Genomic DNA, 18,996 nt, shown 5'->3' with positions numbered 1-18,996 from the left:
TGGCGGAACGTCGTGTCAGGTGCTTCATTGGGATCTCCGCTCGGTAATCAGCTGACCCTATCCCACCACGACTTTGCCGCAAGCTCATATCCGCCACATGTGCTGAAAGTTGCCGACCTATCGCGATCGAACCTTGCCGATGACAAACGCAGGCTGATTTTAGAAGAACCCGACCTCAGCGACGTCAATCTGTGCCGTATGGTCACGTCCAAAAGCAACGACACCAACCGAAGTGACCGACCCGGCGGATACCGTCGAGCGTAACAGTCGACCTGAGCGTTCAAACGCAGAAAAGGGCAAACGAACCTCAGTCCAGCTCCCAGTGGTTTCAAAACTTGCCTGATAATATTGCCACGGAAGCAGTGTTCCAGTCGTCCGCAAGTGAATAAAGTACGCTTGGTTGTTTCCTCGGACGACCATTCGAATACCTTGGGCATCCGATGGGGCGCGTGTTTCAAGCAAATGCCGAAACTGTATGAAGCCACCATTGTTTGCGGTGCTTACCTGACCTTCTAGACGGGCAAAGGAAGCGTTGGAAGACTGTTCAAAGCTTACCTTCCCTGTCGAAACGCCCCCCATCACCGTGTCTGCAACATATTGCCACCGGGATTCAGGGTTATTCTCAAAGATTTCAAATGGTTCAGCATTCAAGTTCATGGCTCCGATCAGCCAGAACTGGGCCGAAATAAGCAAGTGTTTGACGAGTTTCACCGGGCGCTCCTTAGTTCAGAAATACGATCGACAGATTCAGGACAGATGCGAAGGTTACCCAAGCAAGGTAGGGAAGCATCGCCAAAGCGGAGGGTCTGTCAGACGGCCAACTGACGCGAATGAAGAGGGCAATGACAAGCAGGAGAGCCGCGATCACACCGAGGGCGAGCGCGGGTTGCTGAAAGACAAAGAAGACAGGTGACCAAGTGAAGTTTAACGCAAGCTGTGCCCACCAAAGCTTGGATTGTGTGGACCGCGCATCAACCGCGTATGAGCGCCAGCCCGCTAGGGCAATTAGAACGTAAAGGATGGTCCATGCGGGGCCGAACACCCAATTGGGTGGGTTGAACCACGGCTTGCTCAAGGCAGCGTACCAATCCCCTGGCGCGGTCATGATGCCGATTGCAATGCCGCCGCCCATCACCAAAACAAGGAACGCCAAACGTGTAATCCAGCTTTGGCCGGTCGGGGGTAGGGCGGTTACGTTCATATCAGGTCACGCTTAAAGCCTTTAACAGGATTGCCCAGGAAGGGTGGCAGAGGCAGCGGACGAGAAGACCGCAGTGTTGGTTTGGTTGCCCTGCGCCAAGTGCACCGTTGCACCGGCAATCTCAGAGCCGGTGACCGTGATCTGGCGGGCACTCAAAGTGTCATCAACGTCGATTGTGAACGCTACAGATGCACCTGGCTTCAATCTTGCAACATCCAGGCTGAGTGCCGTTTGGCCGTCCAGAACGCTGGGAACTGCTGCAAGCGCGGATTGACCTTCGACCAATTCAAACGGCTGATACACCTCTACGCCTGCGCCGGACCCGGTCACGTCAAAGATCAGGGCGCCCTGTGATGATGATAAGTCCAAGCTAAGGGTTGCCGATTTGATGTCGCATGACCCGTTGTTGTTGATCTGGAACCGGTCCTTTGGTGCGCCTTCAATGAAACTGATATTCAGATCGGCTTGGGCCGCAGTGGCGCAGAGCAGAGACGCAGCGCAACAGGCGGCGAAGGTTTTCAAAATTGAGGTGTCCACTAAGATCTCCGAGGTTTCAGTTATGATTGATGAGTCTACGTCTCAAAACAGCGGATGGATCAAAGTGTGTTCAGAAGAACCGGCCCAAACAAAAAAAGCCGCGCAATTTCTTGCGCGGCTTTTGCTTTTCTCAAGCTGAAAGAGCTTAGGCGTTGGTGTCGTCCTCGGCCGGTGCATCTTCTTCTACAGCAGGGGCCAGCTCGTCGTCTTCCGAAGCGGCTGAACCGATGTCGTCGAACAGTTCGGCGATTTCGAATTCTGCAGCTGCTTCTTCTTCGGCGGCCAGTTCCTGGATCGACTTGCCCGATGCCTGCAGTTCGGCTTCTTCTTCCGAACGGGCAACGTTCATGTTGATCGTGACTTCAACTTCGGGGTGCAGTTTAACGGCAACCGCGTGCAGACCCAGATCCTTGATCGGAGCGATCAGGGCAATCTGTTTCTTGTCGACCGAGAAACCTGCTTCGGTCGCTGCGTCTGCGGCGTCACGCGGGGTGACCGAACCGTAAAGGGCGCCAGCGTCCGATGCTGAGCGAATCACGATGAACTGCTGACCGTCCAGCTTTTCAGCCAGCGCTTCGGCTTCTTTCTTGGATTCCAGGTTGCGTGCTTCCAGCTGCGCTTTCTGGGCTTCAAAGGACGCGATGTTGGCGTCCGATGCGCTCAGGGCTTTGCCTTGGGGCAGCAGGAAGTTGCGGGCGTAACCAGAGCGGACGTCGACGACGTCGCCCATCTGGCCCAGTTTCGCAACGCGTTCGAGAAGGATAACTTGCATGTCAGTCTCTCCTTACTTCACGGCGTAGGGCAGCAGGGCGAGGAAGCGGGCGCGCTTGATAGCACGGGCCAGTTCACGCTGCTTTTTTGCCGAAACGGCGGTGATACGGCTGGGGACAATCTTGCCGCGCTCAGAGATGTAGCGCTGCAGCAGACGAGTGTCCTTGTAGTCGATTGCCGGTGCATTGTCGCCCGAGAAGGGGCAGACCTTACGACGGCGGAAAAATGGTTTTGCGGCCATGGTTTAGTGTCCTTTTCTCAAGCTAAGATCAGCGGCGCTCGCGGCGGCCTTCGCGCTCATCGCGCTTCTGCATCTGGACCGAGGGGCCCTCTTTGTGCTCGTCGACCTTGATGGTCAGAACGCGCATCACGTCGTCATGCAGGCGCATCAGGCGTTCCATTTCCTGAACGGCCGGAGCAGGTGCGTCCGAACGCAGGAAGGCATAGTGGCCCTTGCGGTTCTTGTTGATCTTGTAGGCCATCGTTTTGACGCCCCAGTACTCGTGGTCGACAAGGCTACCGCCATTGTCGGACAGCACGGCACCAAAGTGTTCGATGAGACCTTCGGCTTGCGTGTTGGACAGGTCCTGACGCGCAATCATTACATGCTCATACAGCGGCATGTGAACTCCTGTTTCTATCAAGGCGCATTTCAAAGGCGGGGCCAGTTCCCTTTCACGACCCTGCCACGAGAGGCTGCGCGGTTATCCGTTTTGTGAAAGGATGGCCCCATATACACGGCTGGGCGGTGTGGGCAAGAGCTGATCGTTGTGAGCACTGGCTTTGGTGCAAACGTTTTGACCGAGTTGATCGGTTTCATACACAGTCAGCATCGTTGTGAACAGCGGCTTGCGATCTGAATGCTGGGGACAGTTAAGCCGCTACCTGATCCCTAGGTGTCCCACCGGCCATTGTTTGGTGTAAGTTGCAAGAAGCCTGTGCGTTCAGCATCAAATACAACGGTCGGAAAAAAGATGGGTCGAAAATACCTGAACGCATCAGCAGACGCGGCAACGTCCGCACCTAATCCATGGTATAGTGTACCAAGCCGCTGACCCGTGCAGATTGGAATTAAAGTGTGCCTCGTAACCGGCACCCCATTTTGGGGGCGCCGGAGAGAATAGCTACCAAAAGATCAGCTGGCTTGTTCCATGTTGCATTTGCGAGCTTGTTCGATCGCTTTGAAGGTTCCATCAAGGCTTACGTTGAATGCGAACTCTTCTTCTGGAAACACGGTCATGTCGTATCTTTTCATGACGTCTTCAACAAACTGGGGATTATTGGCGACGAAGTAACCTCCGGTGTAACCACCGGCCAAATTTTTGGTCTTTTTGCGCGCCTCTGCGCTGTATAGTTTTCCGTCAAGCGAGAGGATGATGTCTTCCTTGTTCCCTTTCAAGCCGATATCCGACTTGGTGAAAACGCCCAGGTAACCAAAATCATGATCCTTGGTGAGGCCCATTTGAACAACGTTTTCGTTCTCATCTACACGTTCGATCAGGCAGGAACCGCGGCTGGTGTCGACGTAGATCTTCCATCCGGATTCGGTACCCCAATCTTCAAACACTGAATCCGCTGACGGAAGAACGTCAGAGGCGAAAGCTGCTGAAGTGCCGAAACCTGCAAAAACTGCGGCAGTCAGAATTCTTCTAATTGTCATTTTTTTAGTCTCCCAGAAAAGGATATTTTTTAAGTGCCGATATCTGAATATGGCAATTTATAGTCAGCCTGAGTTGCAAGCTTTGTCAACCAGAGTCGGACTCTACCCCCAGTAGAGCGGGGGAAAGTCGCTCATGTATGCGAGCAACTTGCAGGCATGAGGATGAAATAGAGCTGTCATTCCCATTGGCAACGCGCCTGAGGACGCGAATTTCAGTGGGGGAAAGCCACCATGTTTCTCAGCTGCATCCAAATAATGTTCGCCTTTGACGATTGTGTTCACGACTTCAGAGATCCCAGTTTCAGGTAAAAAACCAGATTCTGATATGCCTGCATATTACCCCGGCTTTGCCCCATTTGGCCGCGCCTTCGCCCCATTCCTGTCACCTTGTTTACCGAAGGTTAATCAAAGCAGGCGGGATTGGCCCGTCTCAGGAGCATAGTGCGACAGGACACGACAGACATGACTGCGGTTCAACAGCAAAAACTGACACAACCATTGGCGATGCCCTCATTCGAGGACACCGTTCCACTGATGATCACCTTTGCGCCAAACTGGCCCATTCGGAGCGTAATGTTCCGGATCGTTGGTACGGCATTGATATTGGGTTCGGCCGGGATGTGGGTCATGCCTGGCACTTCGGTTGATCCAGAGCTTGCGATAATGAAGCTGGGTCTGTCTTTCTTTTTGTTGCTGTGTGGCATGGTCCTATTGATGATGCATCACGTGGACAATCAGCCGGACGCCTATTTTGATCCGATCCGCCGCGAAGTTCGCGTATTGCAGAAGAATAATCGCGGTCGTCCGCAAACTGTTCTGCGCCGCAGCTACGAGAGCTTGGGCAGCGTCAAGTTCCATGAGCGCATGATGGAGTTGTACGACGTGGATGGCAGCATCCTGATGAAACTCCCGTTGGAAACATCCGAGGTGCGTCATGCCCTGCGTACGCAACTGGGTGGCATGGTCAACATTGCCACCTGATCACGGATTGTTCATCTGGGAACAGACTCTGTTGGATAATTGAGACTTGTTTGCCGCCCTTGGGCGGCACATCCTTTTTTAACGTGGCCGTGATGCGGTCGCGTGTTTTTGCGTATTCAATGCATGGAGCCATTCCAATGAAAACCACCCTGCTGGCCGCCGCCCTGGCAACTGCAGCAACTGCAGGCTTTGCCGCCCCTGAAAAATATGTACTGGACTCCAGCCACAGTCAGGTTCTGTTCAACTACAACCACCTTGGGTTCTCGACCACCTATGGCATGTTCTCGGGATTCGAGGGCGAGATCATGTTTGATCAGGAAGACCCCGCGAACTCTTCGGTGAATGTGTCGATGCCAGTGATGTCGATGTTCACGGGCTGGGAACAGCGCGAAGGTCACTTTATGTCCGATGACTTTTTTGGCGCAAAAGAGGGTGACCTGGTGACCTTTTCCTCCACCGGGATCGAAGTAACCGGCGAAGGCACCGCCAAGATTACCGGCGATTTGACCCTGAACGGCGTGACCAAGTCGGTTGTTCTGGACGCGAAACTTAACCAGGTGGGTGAGCATCCGATGGCGGGCAAGCCTTGGGCCGGGTTTGACGCGACCACCACTGTGGTTCGTTCGGATTATAACCTGGGCAAGTTTGCGCCCTTCGTCGGCGACGAAGTGAACGTAAAGATCTCGATCGAGGCTATGAAGGCTGAGTAAGCGCCTTTTTCAGACACGAGAATGGGCCGTCAGAGTGGATCTGGCGGCCCTTTTCCGTGGTCGGACCTATTGGCCGCGTGTGGCGGTCAAAGCGATGTCCACGTCAACACCGAAGCCAAGCGAACCTTCGTCAGGCATGTGCGCGCCGACGGCAAAGTCCAACCGGTTGAGTTGCAGTTTGCCGGTCATGGTCGCTGTGTCGTCTTGCAGGTCCAGTGCAAAGGGTAAGGTGATCGGTACAGATTGGTCCCGTATGGTCAGCGGCCCTGTCACTTCGTAGCCGGTTTCGGATTTGGTGATTTCACCGTTGAAGTTGGCGGTTGGGAAGGTTTCGACATTGAAGAAATCTGCGCCCATGGCTTGATCCGTGACCGAACCCAATGTCAGCGAACCGATTGAAATAGTGACATCGACTGACCCGGCAGGTCCAGGCGCGGCAGGTTCGTCAAAGGTGATCGCAGCGGTCCAGTCGGCGAATGCACCCGACACAGGGCTGCCAAATTGCTTTACCGTGATCGCCAGCGAACCTTCGGTCACTTGCCAGTCTGATTGCACCGCCTCAAGTTCGGCCACTTCGGCCTGATCTGTGGCGTGAGAGTAGGCTCCGATCATGGCTCCACCGTACAGGGCGCCGCCCAACAGGATCAGGGCGCACAAGAGTGGCAGGAGCGAGTGTTTCTGAGCGGGAGGCTGAGGCAGCTCTGCTGAACCGGGCAGCATGCGGCGCAGCGTCATGTCGCGATCAACAACATGGTGTTTGACGGCCCCGACAATGTGCAAAACCAGAGCCCCGATCAGCACCCATTGCAGCACATAGTGCAAACCTGCAAACAGCTCGGCTACATGGGCATCTTTGGACACAAATGGCAGATTCTGCCCAAAGGGCCACCAGATAGGGGCAAAGCCGGTGGTGGCAGCGTGATGAATCCAGCCAGTGAGGGGCACGAACACCAGCGAGCCATACAGAAGCCAATGCACGGTTTCCGCCGCCAATGCTTCGAGCTTGTGGTTGGCATTGAGCAAGCCGGGTTTGGGTTGTGTCAGCGCCCAGAGAATACGCAGCAGGGCTACGAAGAAGACGGTGACGCCAACGGTCTTGTGCAATGAGAATAGGAGCGCTGCGCGCGCCACGTCCGCGTCGGTAGTGGGAATTTCGGGGTCAGTGACCGCCTCGGCCAGATTGTCAGCAATCAGACCCAGGGGCAGGGCTGTCAGGATCAGCAGTGCCGTGAGCCAATGAAAGGTTTTTGCTACGCCTCCGTAACTTTGGAAGGAGTTGGAGAGGGACATGCGGGTGCTCCTGTGTATTCCTGTGGCTACCCTACCTGGGATGACGCGACGTACAATATGCGACCGTGCACAGATGCCGTGCTTGTGTGCAGGCACGTGAGCGTTCTTGTGCATTTGCTTGTGCGGCGGCTCGTGTCGGTCTAAACCCAGCGTCAACTTTGGACAGCTCAGGACAAGATCGCAATGACCACAGCTTTCGTTTTCCCCGGTCAGGGGGCGCAAACCATCGGTATGGGTAAGGCTCTGGCTGATGCCTACCCGGCGGCGCAGGCCATCTTTGATGAGGTGGATGAGGCGCTTGGGGAAAAGCTGAGTGCGTTGATCTGGGAAGGCGACATCGCCGAGCTGACGCTGACGCGGAACGCGCAGCCTGCGCTGATGGCTACGTCGATGGCCGCGATGCGCGCGCTTGAGGCCGAAGGCGTTTCGATTGATGCTGCGTCCTTTGTGGCCGGTCATTCGCTGGGGGAATATTCGGCGCTGGCGGCGGCTGGGGCGATTTCGGTGGCCGACACCGCGCGTTTGCTGCGCACCCGTGGACTGGCGATGCAGAGCGCCGTGCCAGTGGGTGAAGGTGCGATGGCCGCCATTCTGGGGCTGGACCTGGAGGCTGTGCGCACTGTCGCAGAAGAGGCCGCTCAGGGTGAGGTGTGCCAGGCCGCCAACGACAATGATCCGACGCAAGTTGTGGTGTCTGGTGCAAAGGCCGCGGTTGAACGTGCGGCTGAGATTGCCAAGGAAAAAGGCGCCAAGCGCGCGGTGATGCTGCCTGTGAGTGCGCCGTTCCATTGTGCTTTGATGCAGCCTGCTGCGGATGCGATGGCCGAAGCCTTGGCAGGGGTCACTATCAATGCATCTGCCGTGCCGGTCATCGCCAACGTGCGTGCCGAAGCGGTGAGTGATCCGAACACCATTCGCCAATTGCTGGTCGAACAGGTCACCGGCTCAGTCCGCTGGCGCGAGAGCGTGCAGTATATGGCGGCTCACGGCGTGATCGAGGCGTGGGAGATCGGTGCGGGCAAGGCTCTGTCCGGTATGATCCGCAAAATTGACCGTTCGATTGCTTCGAAAGCGGTTGGAACGCCCGAAGATGTGCAAAAAGTCGTCCAAAACGACTCTTGAATGTTTGCAATTTTCACACCCCTGGGGGCATGGTTAACGCCACTGGAACACCCTGGGGTGCAGGAAGGAAATGACTATGTTTGATTTAACCGGAAAGAACGCCCTGATTACTGGGGCGTCTGGTGGCATTGGCGGCGAGATTGCCCGCGTCCTGCATGGGGCCGGGGCAACCGTGGGCCTGTCAGGCACACGGGTGGAGCCGCTGCAGGCGCTGGCAGATGAACTGGGTGAACGCGCGCATGTACTGCCTTGTAACCTGAGTGACGCTGAAGCGGTTTCGGCGCTGCCGAAACAAGCGGTCGAGGCCATGGGCTCGGTCGATATTTTGGTGAACAATGCAGGTATCACACGCGACAACCTGTTCATGCGGATGTCGGACGACGAATGGCAGAGCGTCATCGACGTCAACCTGAGCGCGACCATGCGTCTGTGTCGGGGTGTCATGCGTCCTATGATGAAGGCACGCTGGGGCCGGATCGTGAATGTTTCGTCCGTTGTGGGTTCAATCGGCAACCCCGGTCAGGTGAACTATGCCGCGTCAAAGGCGGGTATGGTTGGCATGGCAAAATCCATCGCACACGAAGTTGCCAGCCGGGGAATCACCGTTAACACTGTGGCGCCGGGCTTCATCACCACTGCGATGACCGACAAGCTGACTGATGATCAAAAAGCGGGACTTTTGACCAAAGTTCCGGCCGGTCGCATGGGTGAAGCAAATGAAATTGCGGCTGCCGTATTGTATCTTGCAAGCCCTGAGGCCGCTTATGTCACAGGCTCGACCTTGCATGTGAACGGCGGTATGGCCATGTTGTAAGCGCAACGCAGGGGCAAACGGCGAAATCGTTTGCCTCTGCGTCCGTCTATGCTATAGGCGGCGCATCTTTGATGGGGACGGGCGATGGGGTCTGTTCCCGCAGTTGCCCGGAACTCCGGGACCTTAACCGCCCGGATCGGGCAAAACCAAGCCACCCCGAGCGGGTACGGGCAGAACCGGGCAAAGCGCCCTGCATGAATGAGGAATTGACATGAGCGACGTCGCAGACCGCGTAAAAAAGATCGTTGTAGAGCACCTGGGTGTTGAAGAAGACAAAGTGACCGAGAGCGCCTCGTTCATTGACGATCTGGGCGCAGACAGCCTGGATACTGTCGAGCTGGTCATGGCCTTTGAAGAAGAGTTCGGGATCGAGATCCCCGATGACGCGGCCGAAACCATCCAGACCTTTGGCGACGCAGTCAAATTCATCACCGAAGCTTCTTAAGTTTTATTGTGAGCAAGAAAGCGGCGCTTCCCCGGCGGGGAGGCGCCGTTTTTCTTTGCGTGGTGTGAATTCAGCTTGCTCTGACAGTCTGGCAGTTGCACGGTGGGTCTGAGGCAGACCCGAACAAGACATCACGCGCAATGATCCGCAATATTCCCATGATCAACACTGCCAGGGTGACCCTGAGTGGTATGAGACCGGAAGATTTCGAACGGTTTGTCGAAATCTGGACGGACCCCGATGTCGTGCGTTTCATCGGTGGTGAGGCCAAGACTCGAGGCGAGGCTTGGGACGCGTTCCTGCGAAATGCGGGGCATTGGCAAATGACGGGGTTTGGTCAGTGGGCCATTGTGCTGCAAAGCACACGTCAGATGGTTGGTCAGGCTGGGTTTTTCTTTAAGGATAGGGCTTTGGGCGAGGACTTTGACATCTACCCCGAAGCTGGTTGGGTTCTTTTGCCCGAAGCGCATGGCCTAGGTTTGGGTTTTGAGGCCGTACAAGCCGCGCATGATTGGTTCGACCGGGTAATTCCGGGTGTTTTGGTGGCGATGGTCGATACACGAAACCAGCCATCGGTAAAGCTGGCGCACAAGCTTGGGTATTCATCTTTGCGTACGGCCGAGTATCTGGGGACTGAGGTTGAATTGTTTCGGCGAAACGGCCCGCCGCCGAGGTCCTGAAACACCCCGGGTTTTAGACGCCGCAAACAGATCGGACGATGCCGAAACTGGGTCATAGTCCAAAGATTCTCCACTGTATGGTACACTCGATTAGAGCGTGGCCACATTGAGCGGAGGAATAGGCTCATGATGATTTACCCAACCATGGAGCTCCAGCAGGGAAAATGTGTGACCCTGGACAAGGGGCGTTTGGATTCGGCGATGCTGTGGCATGTCGATCCTGTTGAAACCGCGCGGGCCTGGGCTGCTGCCGGGGCCGAGTGGATGCACTTGACCGACTTCGATGCAATTGATGGCAGCGATGCCAACGCCGAATTGGTAGAAGAGATCATTCGCTCGGCCGGAATTCCGGTTCAGCTTGGCGGTGGTATGCGCACCCGCGAATCCATTGAGTATTGGATCGACAAGGGAGTTGGGCGCGTTGTCGTGGGCACCTTGGCTGCGCGAGATCCACAATTGGTGAAGGAAGTGGCGAAACACCACCCGGACCAAATCGTGCTGGCCGTCGACGTCTGGCAGGGTCAGGTGATGACCGAAGGGTGGCGTAGTTCCAGCGCATTCACACCGGAGGGCTTTGTCGAAGCTTTTGGTGACACTCCCTTTGCGGGCATCGTGGTGACTGACATCGACAGCGACATGGAAGACGTCGAAGCGCAGCTGGGTCTGATTGCCGGTCTGGCGGAAAAATCGCGGACGCCCGTGATTGCCAGTGGTGTTGTGCGCAGCGTCGACGACATCGCACGGCTAACCTATCTGCCCAACATCTCGGGCGCTATGGTCGGGCGGGCGCTGTTCCGCAAAACCGTGGATCTGGCTGAGGCTCTATCAGTGTCGCAACCGGGGCCGGAACCGGTGGCCGAGTTCCAATAACGCAGCAAAAAACAGATCGCGCCTCTTGTGGGTGCAAAAATTAGCCCAATATGGGCGGTTGGGCCGAATTGCGCTTGTGTCAATTCGGCCCTTGCTCTTGCCCCCGGACCCTTGGGCGGGGTATGAGCGGTTTTCAAAGGCAAGCAGGCAAGAGGGCAGTTCATGCGCAGAGTCGTTGTAACCGGTTTGGGTTTGGTCACACCGCTGGCCAGCGGAGTCGAGGAAACCTGGTCGCGATTGTTGGATGGGCAATCGGGCGCGGGTCCGATCACCCTGTTCGATGCAGAAGCATCGGGCGTTACCACAACCTATGCCTGCGAAGTTCCGCGTGGCGATGGCAGTGACGGGACATTCAACCCAAATGACTGGATGCCGCCGAAAGAGCAGCGCAAGATCGAGGATTTTATCCTTTATTCCATCGCAGCCGCGGACATGGCCGTACAGGATGCGGGCTGGACGCCTGAGGACGAAGAAGAAAAGTTGCGCACCGGCGTTCTGATCGGATCGGGTATTGGTGGTCTGGGTTCGATCGCAAACACCGCCAACCTTATCCGCGACAAAGGCCCGCGTCGGGTCTCGCCGTTCTTTATTCCGGGCGCGCTGATCAACTTGGCTTCGGGTCAGGTGTCGATCCGTCATGGCTTCAAAGGTCCAAACCATTCGGTGGTGACAGCGTGCTCGACCGGGGCACATGCCATTGGGGACGCAAGCCGGATCATTCGTGCAGGTGATGCAGATGTGATGATCGCGGGTGGTGGCGAGGGCTGCATCTGCGAGATCGGGATCGCGGGTTTCAACGCGTGCAAGGCGTTGTCGACGAAATATGCGGACAACCCGCAAGCCGCGAGCCGCCCCTATGACAATGACCGTGATGGGTTCGTCATGGGTGAAGGCGCAGGCATCGTGGTTCTGGAAGATTATGAACACGCCAAAGCGCGTGGTGCCAAGATTTACGCCGAGGTGCTGGGCTATGGCATGTCGGGCGATGCCTATCACATCACCGCGCCGTCCGAGGATGGCGATGGGGCCGAGCGTTCGATGCGGGCAGCCTTGCGCAGCGCCGGTCTGGAGCCGTCGGATTTGGATTACATCAACGCGCACGGCACCTCGACCATGGCAGATACCATCGAGTTGGGAGCGGTTGAGCGGCTTTTGGGGGATCATGCGGCAAATGCCACCATGACTTCGACAAAATCTGCAACCGGTCACTTGCTGGGCGCGGCTGGCGCGATTGAGGCGATTTTCTCAATCTTGGCGATCCGTGATCAGGTGGCACCACCCACGATCAACCTAGACAATCCGGCCGTTGAAACGCCGATTGATCTGGCGCCAAACGCCAAGCGTGAGCGCAAGATCGACGTTGCCTTGTCGAATTCGTTTGGGTTTGGCGGCACAAATGCGAGCGTGATCTTCGGGAAACCCGAGTAATGTGGCGGGCGCTTGCCTCGAATATGCTGACCATTCTAGTGGTTGGCATGTTTCTGGCTGCGGGTGTGATCCTGTGGGGACAGTCGCAGTATACGGCCCAGGGGCCATTGGATCAGGCGATCTGTCTGCAGGTCAAGACCGGCTCGAACATGGGTCAGGTGAGTAAGGAGCTGGAGCGCAGCGGGGCCGTTTCAAATGGTACGATTTTTCGGTTGGGCGCTGACTATAGCGATAAAGCCAGTCAGCTGAAAGCGGGCAGCTTCCTGATCGCTGAAGGTTCGACAATGGAAGATATTGTTGAGCAAATTACCCGCGGTGGGGCGAGCACTTGCGGCACTGAAATTGTCTACCGAATTGGTGTTACCCGACTACAGACACAGATCCGGGAATTGGACCCTGCAACCGAACGTTTCGTCGAGTTGGCATCTTTTGATCCATCTGGAGAAGATATTCCGGGGGTATACGGCGAGAAACGCAAAGAGCGCGACACGCGGTACCGTGTGGCCGTGGCTGAAGGTGTAACCAGTTGGCAAATCGTTGAAGGCCTGAAGGCGATGGACGTGCTGGAAGGTGATGTGACCGAGATACCCCAAGAAGGTATGTTGGCTCCTGACAGCTATGAAGTGACACCCGGCTCTCAGCGTACCGCGATTTTGGCGCAAATGCAGGAAAAACAGGAACTGCGTATCAACTCTGTTTGGGAGAGCCGTCAGGACGGATTGCCTCTCGATGGTCCTGAGGAAATGTTGATCTTGGCGTCTATCATCGAAAAGGAAACAGGTGTTTCTGAAGAACGTGGGCAGGTGGCGAGTGTGTTTACCAATCGATTGAACCAGGGCATGAAATTGCAAACAGATCCGACCGTGATCTATGGTATCACGAAAGGCCAAGGTGTACTTGGACGTGGTCTTCGCCGGAGTGAGCTTCGTCGCATAACGCCCTGGAATACTTACTTGATTGACGGCTTGCCGCCAACTCCGATTGCCAATCCTGGACTTGCCAGCCTTGAGGCTGCAGTGGCACCAGATGAGACCGACTATATCTTCTTTGTAGCCGATGGAACGGGTGGTCATGCCTTTGCCGAAACGCTGCAAGAGCACAATCGGAACGTAGCCAAATGGCGTGAGATTGAAGCCGAAAGAAACAACAACTGAAACGGGCGGCCCAGGCCGCCCTTTTTCCTTCAGATTAAGAATTTATTAATAATAACGGGCGCTTAGGTGTTGCGCCTGTTGCGCCAAGCCTTGACAGAGCGTCCGGTTTCAGCTATAAGTTGTGTCATGCTAGAAGAAGTGGGCAAACGGCCCCGGAGATGATCCGGAGGTCGTTTTTCGTTTCTCTCGTGCGGAGATCACTCACGCATGAGGTCCAAAGCACACATGACTTTGATTACCCCGGAGGAGCGGATTTCGCAGACGGCTGAGCTTTTGCAGTCCCTGGAGAGATCCATTCGCGATTTGCGGCAAGCGGCGGAAGACCTGCGCAAGCAGATCGAGACCGGGGAGGATGCAGATCTTGCTGGAACCAGCAAGCAGTTGGGATCGGTTAAGTCCCTGATCAGCAACTGTCAAAAAGTGGAGACGAGTTTTGTCGAAGAACACAACAGACAGGCCGGAATTGCCCAAGGCGGCTATGCGCTCGACCTTGACCGAGCTCGGTTTGAGGTCGGGTGCAGGCTGGCTCGCCTCCGCACCTGCTGCGACGCGCGAGACATTTCTGAGTGAGATCGGGGAGGGAGGGCTTTGTGCCCTCCCTTTCCTTTTTGAGTTCTGGGCGTTTCCGCATCAGTTTCCGCCCGATGGAGATTGGCGATCCTGGGTGATCATGGGCGGACGCGGTGCGGGCAAGACGCGTGCCGGTGCCGAGTGGGTGCGTTCGATCGTTGAGGGGAGCAAGCCGCTTGATACAGGGCAAAGCAAACGCGTGGCGCTTGTCGGTGAGACGTTCGATCAGGTGCGGGACGTGATGATCTTTGGCGACAGCGGGATATTGCAGTGTTCGCCCCCGACCGTCGCCCACGGTGGAAGGCAAGCGAGCGAAAACTGATCTGGCCCAATGGTGCCGAGGCGCAGGCGTTTTCGGCGCATGACCCCGAGGGGCTGCGCGGGCCGCAATTTGATGGGGCCTGGGTTGATGAGTTGGCCAAATGGAAGAAGGCAAGAGAAACCTGGGACATGTTGCAGTTTGCGCTGCGGTTGGGGGATCGGCCGCAGGTTTGCGTGACTACAACGCCGCGCAATGTTGGCGTTCTGAAACAACTGTTGGAGTCGCCGTCGACCGTGACCACACATGCGCCTACTGAGGCGAACCGGGCCAATCTAGCTGCGTCGTTTCTGGAAGAGGTGCGGGCGCGCTATGCGGGGACGCGATTGGGACGTCAGGAGCTGGACGGGGTTCTGTTGCAGGACGCTGAGGGCGCATTGTGGTCGTCAGATCAGTTGGAACTTGCGCGCAAATCAGAGTCTCCGGCGTTGGATCGGATTGTGGTGGCGATTGACCCGTCTGTTACGTCTGGCGCGCAGGCCGATGAATGCGGGATCGTGGTGGCTGGCGTGAAGATGAAAGGCCCGCCGCAGGATTGGCGCGGCTATGTGCTGGCCGATCGAACAGTACGCGGCAAAGGGCCGTCTGGATGGGCTGCGGCGGCGATTGCGGCGATGGATGAGTTTGGGGCCGAGCGGCTGGTTGCCGAGGTGAACCAGGGCGGGCAGTTGGTCGAAGAGGTGGTACGTCAGATCGACCCGTTGGTGCCGTTCAAGGCGGTGCATGCCTCGCGTGGGAAAGTGGCGCGGGCGGAGCCTGTGGCGGCTTTGTACGAGCAGGGCAAAGTGCGCCACGTCGGGAATCTGTCCGAGTTGGAAGAGCAGATGTGCCAGATGACCGCGCATGGGTTTGAGGGGCAGGGGTCGCCGGACCGTGTGGATGCATTGGTCTGGGCGATGCATGAACTGATGATTGCGCCTGCTGCGCAGTTTCGACGTCCGCGTGTTCGGGCTTTGTGAGTGTTGCGCGAGCACCGTTCGCTCTGTTTCCAGCCCTTCAACAATCTTCAGCGATAACTCTCATCAACAAGGCCGAGCGGCGTGTCCGGCGCAGCGGTGAGCAGATAGGAGCATCAGATATGGTTTTCGATTTCTTGCGTCGCAATGCTGTTGGCGACAAGGCAGCGCACGAGACCAAGGCAAGTGCGGCAGGCCCCATTGTGGCCTGGCAGACGAGCGGTCGCGTTGCCTGGAGCCCGCGAGATACCGCCTCACTGACACGGACAGGGTTTGCGGGCAACCCGGTCGGGTTTCGTTCGGTCAAGCTGATTGCCGAGGCGGCGGCGGCGCTGCCGCTGGTGTTGCAGGATCGTGAACAACGCTTTGATGTGCATCCGCTGCTGTCGCTGATCAAGCGACCCAACGGCGCGCAGGGGCGGGCCGAGTTGATGGAGGCGCTGTTTGGGCAGCTGCTGTTGTCGGGCAATGCCTATGTCGAGGCGCTGCAGGCGGAGGATGGTCTGCCGTTGGAGCTGCATGTTCTGCGCTCGGACCGGATGTCGGTGGTGCCGGGGTCAGATGGTTGGCCGGTGGCGTTTGATTACACTGTGGGGGCCAAGAAACACCGCTTTGACGCGGAGGCGATCTGCCACATCAAGTCGTTCCATCCACAGGATGACCACTATGGCTTTGCGCCAATGCAGGCGGCGGCGATGGCGGTGGATGTCCACAATAGCGCCTCGCGCTGGTCCAAGTCGCTGCTGGACAATGCGGCGCGGCCTTCTGGCGCTTTGGTTTGGAATGGCGGCGACGGGCAGGGTGTCATGGCCGAGGATCAATTCCGTCGATTGAGCGACGAGATCGAGGCCAACTATCAGGGCGCGCGAAATGCGGGACGTCCGATGGTGCTGGAGGGCGGCCTGGATTGGAAGCCGATGGGCTTTTCGCCCTCCGACATGGAGTTTCAGAAGACCAAGGAAGCCGCCGCCCGCGAGATCGCGCTGGCCTTTGGGGTGCCGCCTATGTTGCTGGGCATCCAGGGTGACGCGACCTATTCGAACTATCAGGAGGCCAACCGGGCGTTCTATCGCCTGACGGTTCTGCCCCTGGTGACGCGGGTGGCGGCGGCGTTGGCGGAGTGGTTGTCGGGCTACAGCGGCGAGGATCTGATGTTGAAACCGGATTTGGATCAGGTGCCTGCTCTGGCCTCGGAACGGGACGCGCAATGGGCCCGGGTAACGGGTGCAAATTTCCTTACGGATGCCGAAAAACGGGCCCTATTGGGGCTGCCTGCGGTGAGTGGTGACACGGATGGCTGATGGCAATGGGCATCCGACGTTCGAATGCGCGCCGGGGTTGAAGCTGGCGGCACATGAGCGAGTGATGACCATTCAGCTGGAGCATATCAATCGCCGGTTGGATCAGCTCGAAGAGATGATCGAGCGGCTGGAAAAGCGGTTGTGGCTGACGGTCTATGGCGTGGTCGCGGTGATCCTGGCACAGGCATTCCAGTCGGTTTTGAATGCCGCAGCAAACTGAAACATCAATGGGTTACGAGGAGTATCTCATGGAAATTGATACCGGATTAGAACATAAATTCGCGCGGTTTGGCGAGGGTTTGACCGTCTCGGATGACGCGGTGATCGAAGGCTATGCGAGCCTGTTTGGTGAAACTGATCAGGGCGGCGACAATGTTCAGAAAGGGGCTTATCGCGCCTCGCTCAAGACGCTGTCGGCCTCGGGACAGCGGGTCAAGATGCTTTGGCAGCATGATCCGGCGCAGCCCATCGGGGTCTGGGATGAGGTACGCGAGGACGATAAGGGCTTGAGGGTCAAAGGGCGTCTGCTTGAGACCACGCAAAAAGGGCGCGAGGCGGCGGCTTTGATCCAGGCGGGTGCGATTGATGGGCTTTCAATCGGCTATCGCACCAAGCGGGCCACCAAGAATGACAAGGGCCAGCGGCTCTTGACCGAACTGGAGTTGTGGGAGGTGTCGCTTGTGACCTTCCCGATGCTTCCCAGTGCGCGGGTAGCGGCAAAGGGGACAGCCCCTGAAGTCGAAGGCATCTGGCGCAGCATTGCCGAGGTGTTTGACAGTGCCCGGCAGGAGATGGCGCGCAGGTAACGGCGCCGCAAACACACCCAACAAAAGGACGTGCTGATGAGCAAGACCGATATCGCGGCCTTGGCCGGAGAGGGTGCGCCCCTGGTTCATGAAGTGAAGCAGGCAGTGACCGGCTTCGTAAATGAATTCAAGGGCTTTCAAGATGAAGTTCAAATGAAACTGAAACAGACAGAAGAGCGACTGACCATGCTTGATCGTAAATCTCAATTCGCGGCACGTCCGCATCTGGCCGCCTCGATCGACGAGGGCGCGCCGCATCAGAAAGCATTCAACGCCTATGTGCGTTCGGGTGATGATGACGCCTTGCGCGGCCTGGAGATGGAGGGCAAATCGCTTGTCTCTTCGGTCAACAGTGACGGCGGATACCTAGTTGACCCTCAGACGGCTGATACTGTCAAATCAGTGCTCAAATCGACCGCGTCGATCCGTTCGATTGCCAATGTGGTGAACGTCGAGGCGAACTCTTTTGACGTGCTGATCGACCATACCGATGTTGGCGCTGGCTGGGCCGATGAGACCACGGCGACGGCTGAGACTGGTACGCCGTCGATTGACCGCGTCTCGATCCCGTTGCACGAGCTGTCGGCCTTGCCCAAAGCATCGCAGCGCCTGTTGGATGACAGCGCGTTTGACATCGAAGGCTGGCTGGCTGGCCGCATCGCCGACAAATTCTCGCGGGCCGAAGCGGATGCCTTCATCAATGGCGACGGTGCCGACAAGCCGCGTGGTTTCCTGGACCACCCGGTGGTTGAAGATGGCACTTGGAGCTGGGGCAACATCGGTTATGTGGCCTCGGGCGTTGCGGGTGGTGTGGATGCCGACGACATCGTCGACCTGGTTTACGCCTTGGGGGCGCAGTACCGTGCCAATGGCACCTTTGTGATGAACTCGAAGACTGCGGGCTTGATCCGCAAGCTGAAGGATGCCGATGGCCGTTTCTTGTGGTCCGATGGTCTAGCGGCGGGGGAACCTGCGCGTCTGATGGGCTATCCGGTGGTCATCGCCGAGGATATGCCCGATGCGGCAACCGACAGTTACTCGATTGCCTTTGGTGACTTTGCCGCCGGTTACACCGTGGCCGAGCGTCCCGATCTGCGTGTTCTGCGTGATCCGTTCAGCGCCAAGCCGCATGTCCTGTTCTACGCCACCAAGCGCGTGGGTGGTGACGTGAGCGACTTTGCGGCCATCAAGCTGCTGAAATTCGGCACTGCCTAAGCGGTGCTGAATCCGGGACCGGTGCGCTGGTCCCGGGGGCGGGCGCGCGCCGGGAATGGGCCCTTGCGTTGTCTAGCTGCTCCCCTCCGTCCGAGCAACGTGAGGAGAAGTGTGCCCGCCCGTATCCGACGGATTTGGCCCGGCTGAGGGCCCCGAGCTTGCGGAG

21 protein-coding genes and 1 pseudogene are annotated in these 18,996 nt (G+C 57.3%); 14 read left to right on the top strand and 8 right to left on the bottom strand.

Annotated elements, in window-relative coordinates; all coding sequences use genetic code 11:
• Positions 1–159: 159 nt before the first annotated feature.
• The 7 genes from ACZ1HE_RS13195 to ACZ1HE_RS13165 form a co-directional block, all read right to left on the bottom strand.
• Entirely contained in the window at positions 160–711 is a 552-nt protein-coding gene (locus ACZ1HE_RS13195; RefSeq protein WP_472621465.1) for a CIA30 family protein, read from the bottom strand.
• A gap of 10 nt (positions 712–721) precedes the next feature.
• A complete protein-coding gene (locus ACZ1HE_RS13190; protein ID WP_472621463.1) occupies positions 722–1,201 on the bottom strand; it encodes a TspO/MBR family protein in 480 nt (159 codons plus the stop codon).
• Positions 1,202–1,222: 21 nt separating this feature from the next.
• Positions 1,223–1,738, bottom strand: a complete 516-nt coding sequence (locus ACZ1HE_RS13185) for an aggregation factor core (RefSeq protein ID WP_472621461.1) — start codon at positions 1,736–1,738, stop codon at positions 1,223–1,225.
• A 145-nt stretch (positions 1,739–1,883) separates the two neighbouring features.
• Positions 1,884–2,510 (bottom strand): 50S ribosomal protein L9, encoded by a 627-nt coding sequence (gene rplI, locus ACZ1HE_RS13180; RefSeq protein ID WP_472621459.1) that lies wholly within the window; start codon positions 2,508–2,510, stop codon positions 1,884–1,886.
• A gap of 12 nt (positions 2,511–2,522) precedes the next feature.
• Positions 2,523–2,750: a 30S ribosomal protein S18 gene (rpsR, locus tag ACZ1HE_RS13175; RefSeq protein WP_005852865.1), complete on the bottom strand. Its 228-nt coding sequence runs from the start codon at positions 2,748–2,750 to the stop codon at positions 2,523–2,525.
• A 28-nt stretch (positions 2,751–2,778) separates the two neighbouring features.
• Complete coding sequence (rpsF, locus tag ACZ1HE_RS13170) at positions 2,779–3,132, bottom strand: 30S ribosomal protein S6 (RefSeq protein WP_113824422.1); 354 nt, start codon at positions 3,130–3,132, stop codon at positions 2,779–2,781.
• Between the two features lie 512 nt (positions 3,133–3,644).
• Positions 3,645–4,076, bottom strand: a complete 432-nt coding sequence (locus ACZ1HE_RS13165) for a hypothetical protein (protein WP_472621454.1) — start codon at positions 4,074–4,076, stop codon at positions 3,645–3,647.
• A gap of 555 nt (positions 4,077–4,631) precedes the next feature.
• On the opposite strand from ACZ1HE_RS13165, the gene ACZ1HE_RS13160 reads away from it, so the two are divergent.
• Together ACZ1HE_RS13160 and ACZ1HE_RS13155 are read left to right on the top strand one after the other, a co-directional pair.
• Positions 4,632–5,150: a hypothetical protein gene (locus ACZ1HE_RS13160; RefSeq protein WP_472621452.1), complete on the top strand. Its 519-nt coding sequence runs from the start codon at positions 4,632–4,634 to the stop codon at positions 5,148–5,150.
• A gap of 137 nt (positions 5,151–5,287) precedes the next feature.
• Positions 5,288–5,860 carry a YceI family protein gene (locus tag ACZ1HE_RS13155; RefSeq protein WP_472621450.1) on the top strand — a complete coding sequence of 191 codons (573 nt, stop codon included), beginning with the start codon at positions 5,288–5,290 and terminating at the stop codon, positions 5,858–5,860.
• Between the two features lie 66 nt (positions 5,861–5,926).
• Here ACZ1HE_RS13155 and ACZ1HE_RS13150 read toward each other — a convergent pair whose 3' ends face one another.
• Positions 5,927–7,150: a cytochrome b/b6 domain-containing protein gene (locus ACZ1HE_RS13150; protein WP_472621448.1), complete on the bottom strand. Its 1,224-nt coding sequence runs from the start codon at positions 7,148–7,150 to the stop codon at positions 5,927–5,929.
• Positions 7,151–7,333: 183 nt separating this feature from the next.
• On the opposite strand from ACZ1HE_RS13150, the gene fabD reads away from it, so the two are divergent.
• The 12 genes and pseudogenes from fabD to ACZ1HE_RS13090 all read left to right on the top strand — a co-directional run bounded on the left by fabD (position 7,334) and on the right by ACZ1HE_RS13090 (position 18,830).
• Positions 7,334–8,272, top strand: coding sequence for an ACP S-malonyltransferase (gene fabD, locus ACZ1HE_RS13145; protein ID WP_472621446.1), 939 nt, complete (start codon positions 7,334–7,336; stop codon positions 8,270–8,272).
• A 76-nt stretch (positions 8,273–8,348) separates the two neighbouring features.
• Positions 8,349–9,086 (top strand): 3-oxoacyl-[acyl-carrier-protein] reductase, encoded by a 738-nt coding sequence (gene fabG / locus ACZ1HE_RS13140; RefSeq protein ID WP_472621444.1) that lies wholly within the window; start codon positions 8,349–8,351, stop codon positions 9,084–9,086.
• A 211-nt stretch (positions 9,087–9,297) separates the two neighbouring features.
• Positions 9,298–9,531 (top strand): acyl carrier protein, encoded by a 234-nt coding sequence (locus ACZ1HE_RS13135; protein WP_108788894.1) that lies wholly within the window; start codon positions 9,298–9,300, stop codon positions 9,529–9,531.
• Between the two features lie 140 nt (positions 9,532–9,671).
• Positions 9,672–10,211, top strand: coding sequence for a GNAT family N-acetyltransferase (locus ACZ1HE_RS13130; RefSeq protein ID WP_472621442.1), 540 nt, complete (start codon positions 9,672–9,674; stop codon positions 10,209–10,211).
• Positions 10,212–10,337: 126 nt separating this feature from the next.
• Complete coding sequence (locus ACZ1HE_RS13125) at positions 10,338–11,081, top strand: 1-(5-phosphoribosyl)-5-[(5-phosphoribosylamino)methylideneamino]imidazole-4-carboxamide isomerase (protein ID WP_472621440.1); 744 nt, start codon at positions 10,338–10,340, stop codon at positions 11,079–11,081.
• A gap of 162 nt (positions 11,082–11,243) precedes the next feature.
• On the top strand, positions 11,244–12,509 hold the full coding sequence (gene fabF, locus ACZ1HE_RS13120; protein WP_472621438.1) for a beta-ketoacyl-ACP synthase II: 1,266 nt from the start codon (positions 11,244–11,246) through the stop codon (positions 12,507–12,509).
• On the top strand, positions 12,509–13,663 hold the full coding sequence (gene mltG / locus ACZ1HE_RS13115) for an endolytic transglycosylase MltG (RefSeq protein ID WP_472621436.1): 1,155 nt from the start codon (positions 12,509–12,511) through the stop codon (positions 13,661–13,663). Before fabF ends, mltG begins: the two co-directional genes overlap by 1 nt.
• A 478-nt stretch (positions 13,664–14,141) precedes the next feature.
• Positions 14,142–15,511: pseudogene (locus tag ACZ1HE_RS13110) on the top strand (DNA-packaging protein).
• A 119-nt stretch (positions 15,512–15,630) separates the two neighbouring features.
• Positions 15,631–16,809, top strand: coding sequence for a phage portal protein (locus ACZ1HE_RS13105; protein ID WP_472621434.1), 1,179 nt, complete (start codon positions 15,631–15,633; stop codon positions 16,807–16,809).
• A complete protein-coding gene (locus tag ACZ1HE_RS13100) occupies positions 16,802–17,029 on the top strand; it encodes a GTA head formation protein, RCAP_rcc01685 family (RefSeq protein ID WP_472621432.1) in 228 nt (75 codons plus the stop codon). Before ACZ1HE_RS13105 ends, ACZ1HE_RS13100 begins: the two co-directional genes overlap by 8 nt.
• A gap of 28 nt (positions 17,030–17,057) precedes the next feature.
• Positions 17,058–17,615 (top strand): HK97 family phage prohead protease, encoded by a 558-nt coding sequence (locus ACZ1HE_RS13095; RefSeq protein WP_472621430.1) that lies wholly within the window; start codon positions 17,058–17,060, stop codon positions 17,613–17,615.
• A 36-nt stretch (positions 17,616–17,651) separates the two neighbouring features.
• Positions 17,652–18,830: a phage major capsid protein gene (locus tag ACZ1HE_RS13090; RefSeq protein WP_472621428.1), complete on the top strand. Its 1,179-nt coding sequence runs from the start codon at positions 17,652–17,654 to the stop codon at positions 18,828–18,830.
• Positions 18,831–18,996: the final 166 nt, after the last annotated feature.

Source organism: Falsiruegeria sp. JB4-1 (genome assembly GCF_055693495.1).
This window is presented reverse-complemented; position numbering and strand designations above follow the sequence as displayed.

Bases quoted from the DNA above. Each gene is read 5' to 3' on its own strand.
- ACZ1HE_RS13095 (WP_472621430.1), top strand. From the start codon at position 17,058: ATGGAAATTGATACCGGATTAGAACATAAATTCGCGCGGTTTGGCGAG.
- fabD (WP_472621446.1), top strand. From the start codon at position 7,334: ATGACCACAGCTTTCGTTTTCCCCGGTCAGGGGGCGCAAACCATCGGT.
- rpsF (WP_113824422.1), bottom strand. From the start codon at position 3,132: ATGCCGCTGTATGAGCATGTAATGATTGCGCGTCAGGACCTGTCCAAC.
- ACZ1HE_RS13105 (WP_472621434.1), top strand. From the start codon at position 15,631: ATGGTTTTCGATTTCTTGCGTCGCAATGCTGTTGGCGACAAGGCAGCG.
- ACZ1HE_RS13130 (WP_472621442.1), top strand. From the start codon at position 9,672: ATGATCCGCAATATTCCCATGATCAACACTGCCAGGGTGACCCTGAGT.
- ACZ1HE_RS13135 (WP_108788894.1), top strand. From the start codon at position 9,298: ATGAGCGACGTCGCAGACCGCGTAAAAAAGATCGTTGTAGAGCACCTG.
- rpsR (WP_005852865.1), bottom strand. From the start codon at position 2,750: ATGGCCGCAAAACCATTTTTCCGCCGTCGTAAGGTCTGCCCCTTCTCG.
- ACZ1HE_RS13150 (WP_472621448.1), bottom strand. From the start codon at position 7,150: ATGTCCCTCTCCAACTCCTTCCAAAGTTACGGAGGCGTAGCAAAAACC.
- ACZ1HE_RS13125 (WP_472621440.1), top strand. From the start codon at position 10,338: ATGATGATTTACCCAACCATGGAGCTCCAGCAGGGAAAATGTGTGACC.
- ACZ1HE_RS13100 (WP_472621432.1), top strand. From the start codon at position 16,802: ATGGCTGATGGCAATGGGCATCCGACGTTCGAATGCGCGCCGGGGTTG.
- ACZ1HE_RS13155 (WP_472621450.1), top strand. From the start codon at position 5,288: ATGAAAACCACCCTGCTGGCCGCCGCCCTGGCAACTGCAGCAACTGCA.
- rplI (WP_472621459.1), bottom strand. From the start codon at position 2,510: ATGCAAGTTATCCTTCTCGAACGCGTTGCGAAACTGGGCCAGATGGGC.
- fabF (WP_472621438.1), top strand. From the start codon at position 11,244: ATGCGCAGAGTCGTTGTAACCGGTTTGGGTTTGGTCACACCGCTGGCC.
- fabG (WP_472621444.1), top strand. From the start codon at position 8,349: ATGTTTGATTTAACCGGAAAGAACGCCCTGATTACTGGGGCGTCTGGT.
- ACZ1HE_RS13160 (WP_472621452.1), top strand. From the start codon at position 4,632: ATGACTGCGGTTCAACAGCAAAAACTGACACAACCATTGGCGATGCCC.
- ACZ1HE_RS13190 (WP_472621463.1), bottom strand. From the start codon at position 1,201: ATGAACGTAACCGCCCTACCCCCGACCGGCCAAAGCTGGATTACACGT.
- ACZ1HE_RS13090 (WP_472621428.1), top strand. From the start codon at position 17,652: ATGAGCAAGACCGATATCGCGGCCTTGGCCGGAGAGGGTGCGCCCCTG.
- mltG (WP_472621436.1), top strand. From the start codon at position 12,509: ATGTGGCGGGCGCTTGCCTCGAATATGCTGACCATTCTAGTGGTTGGC.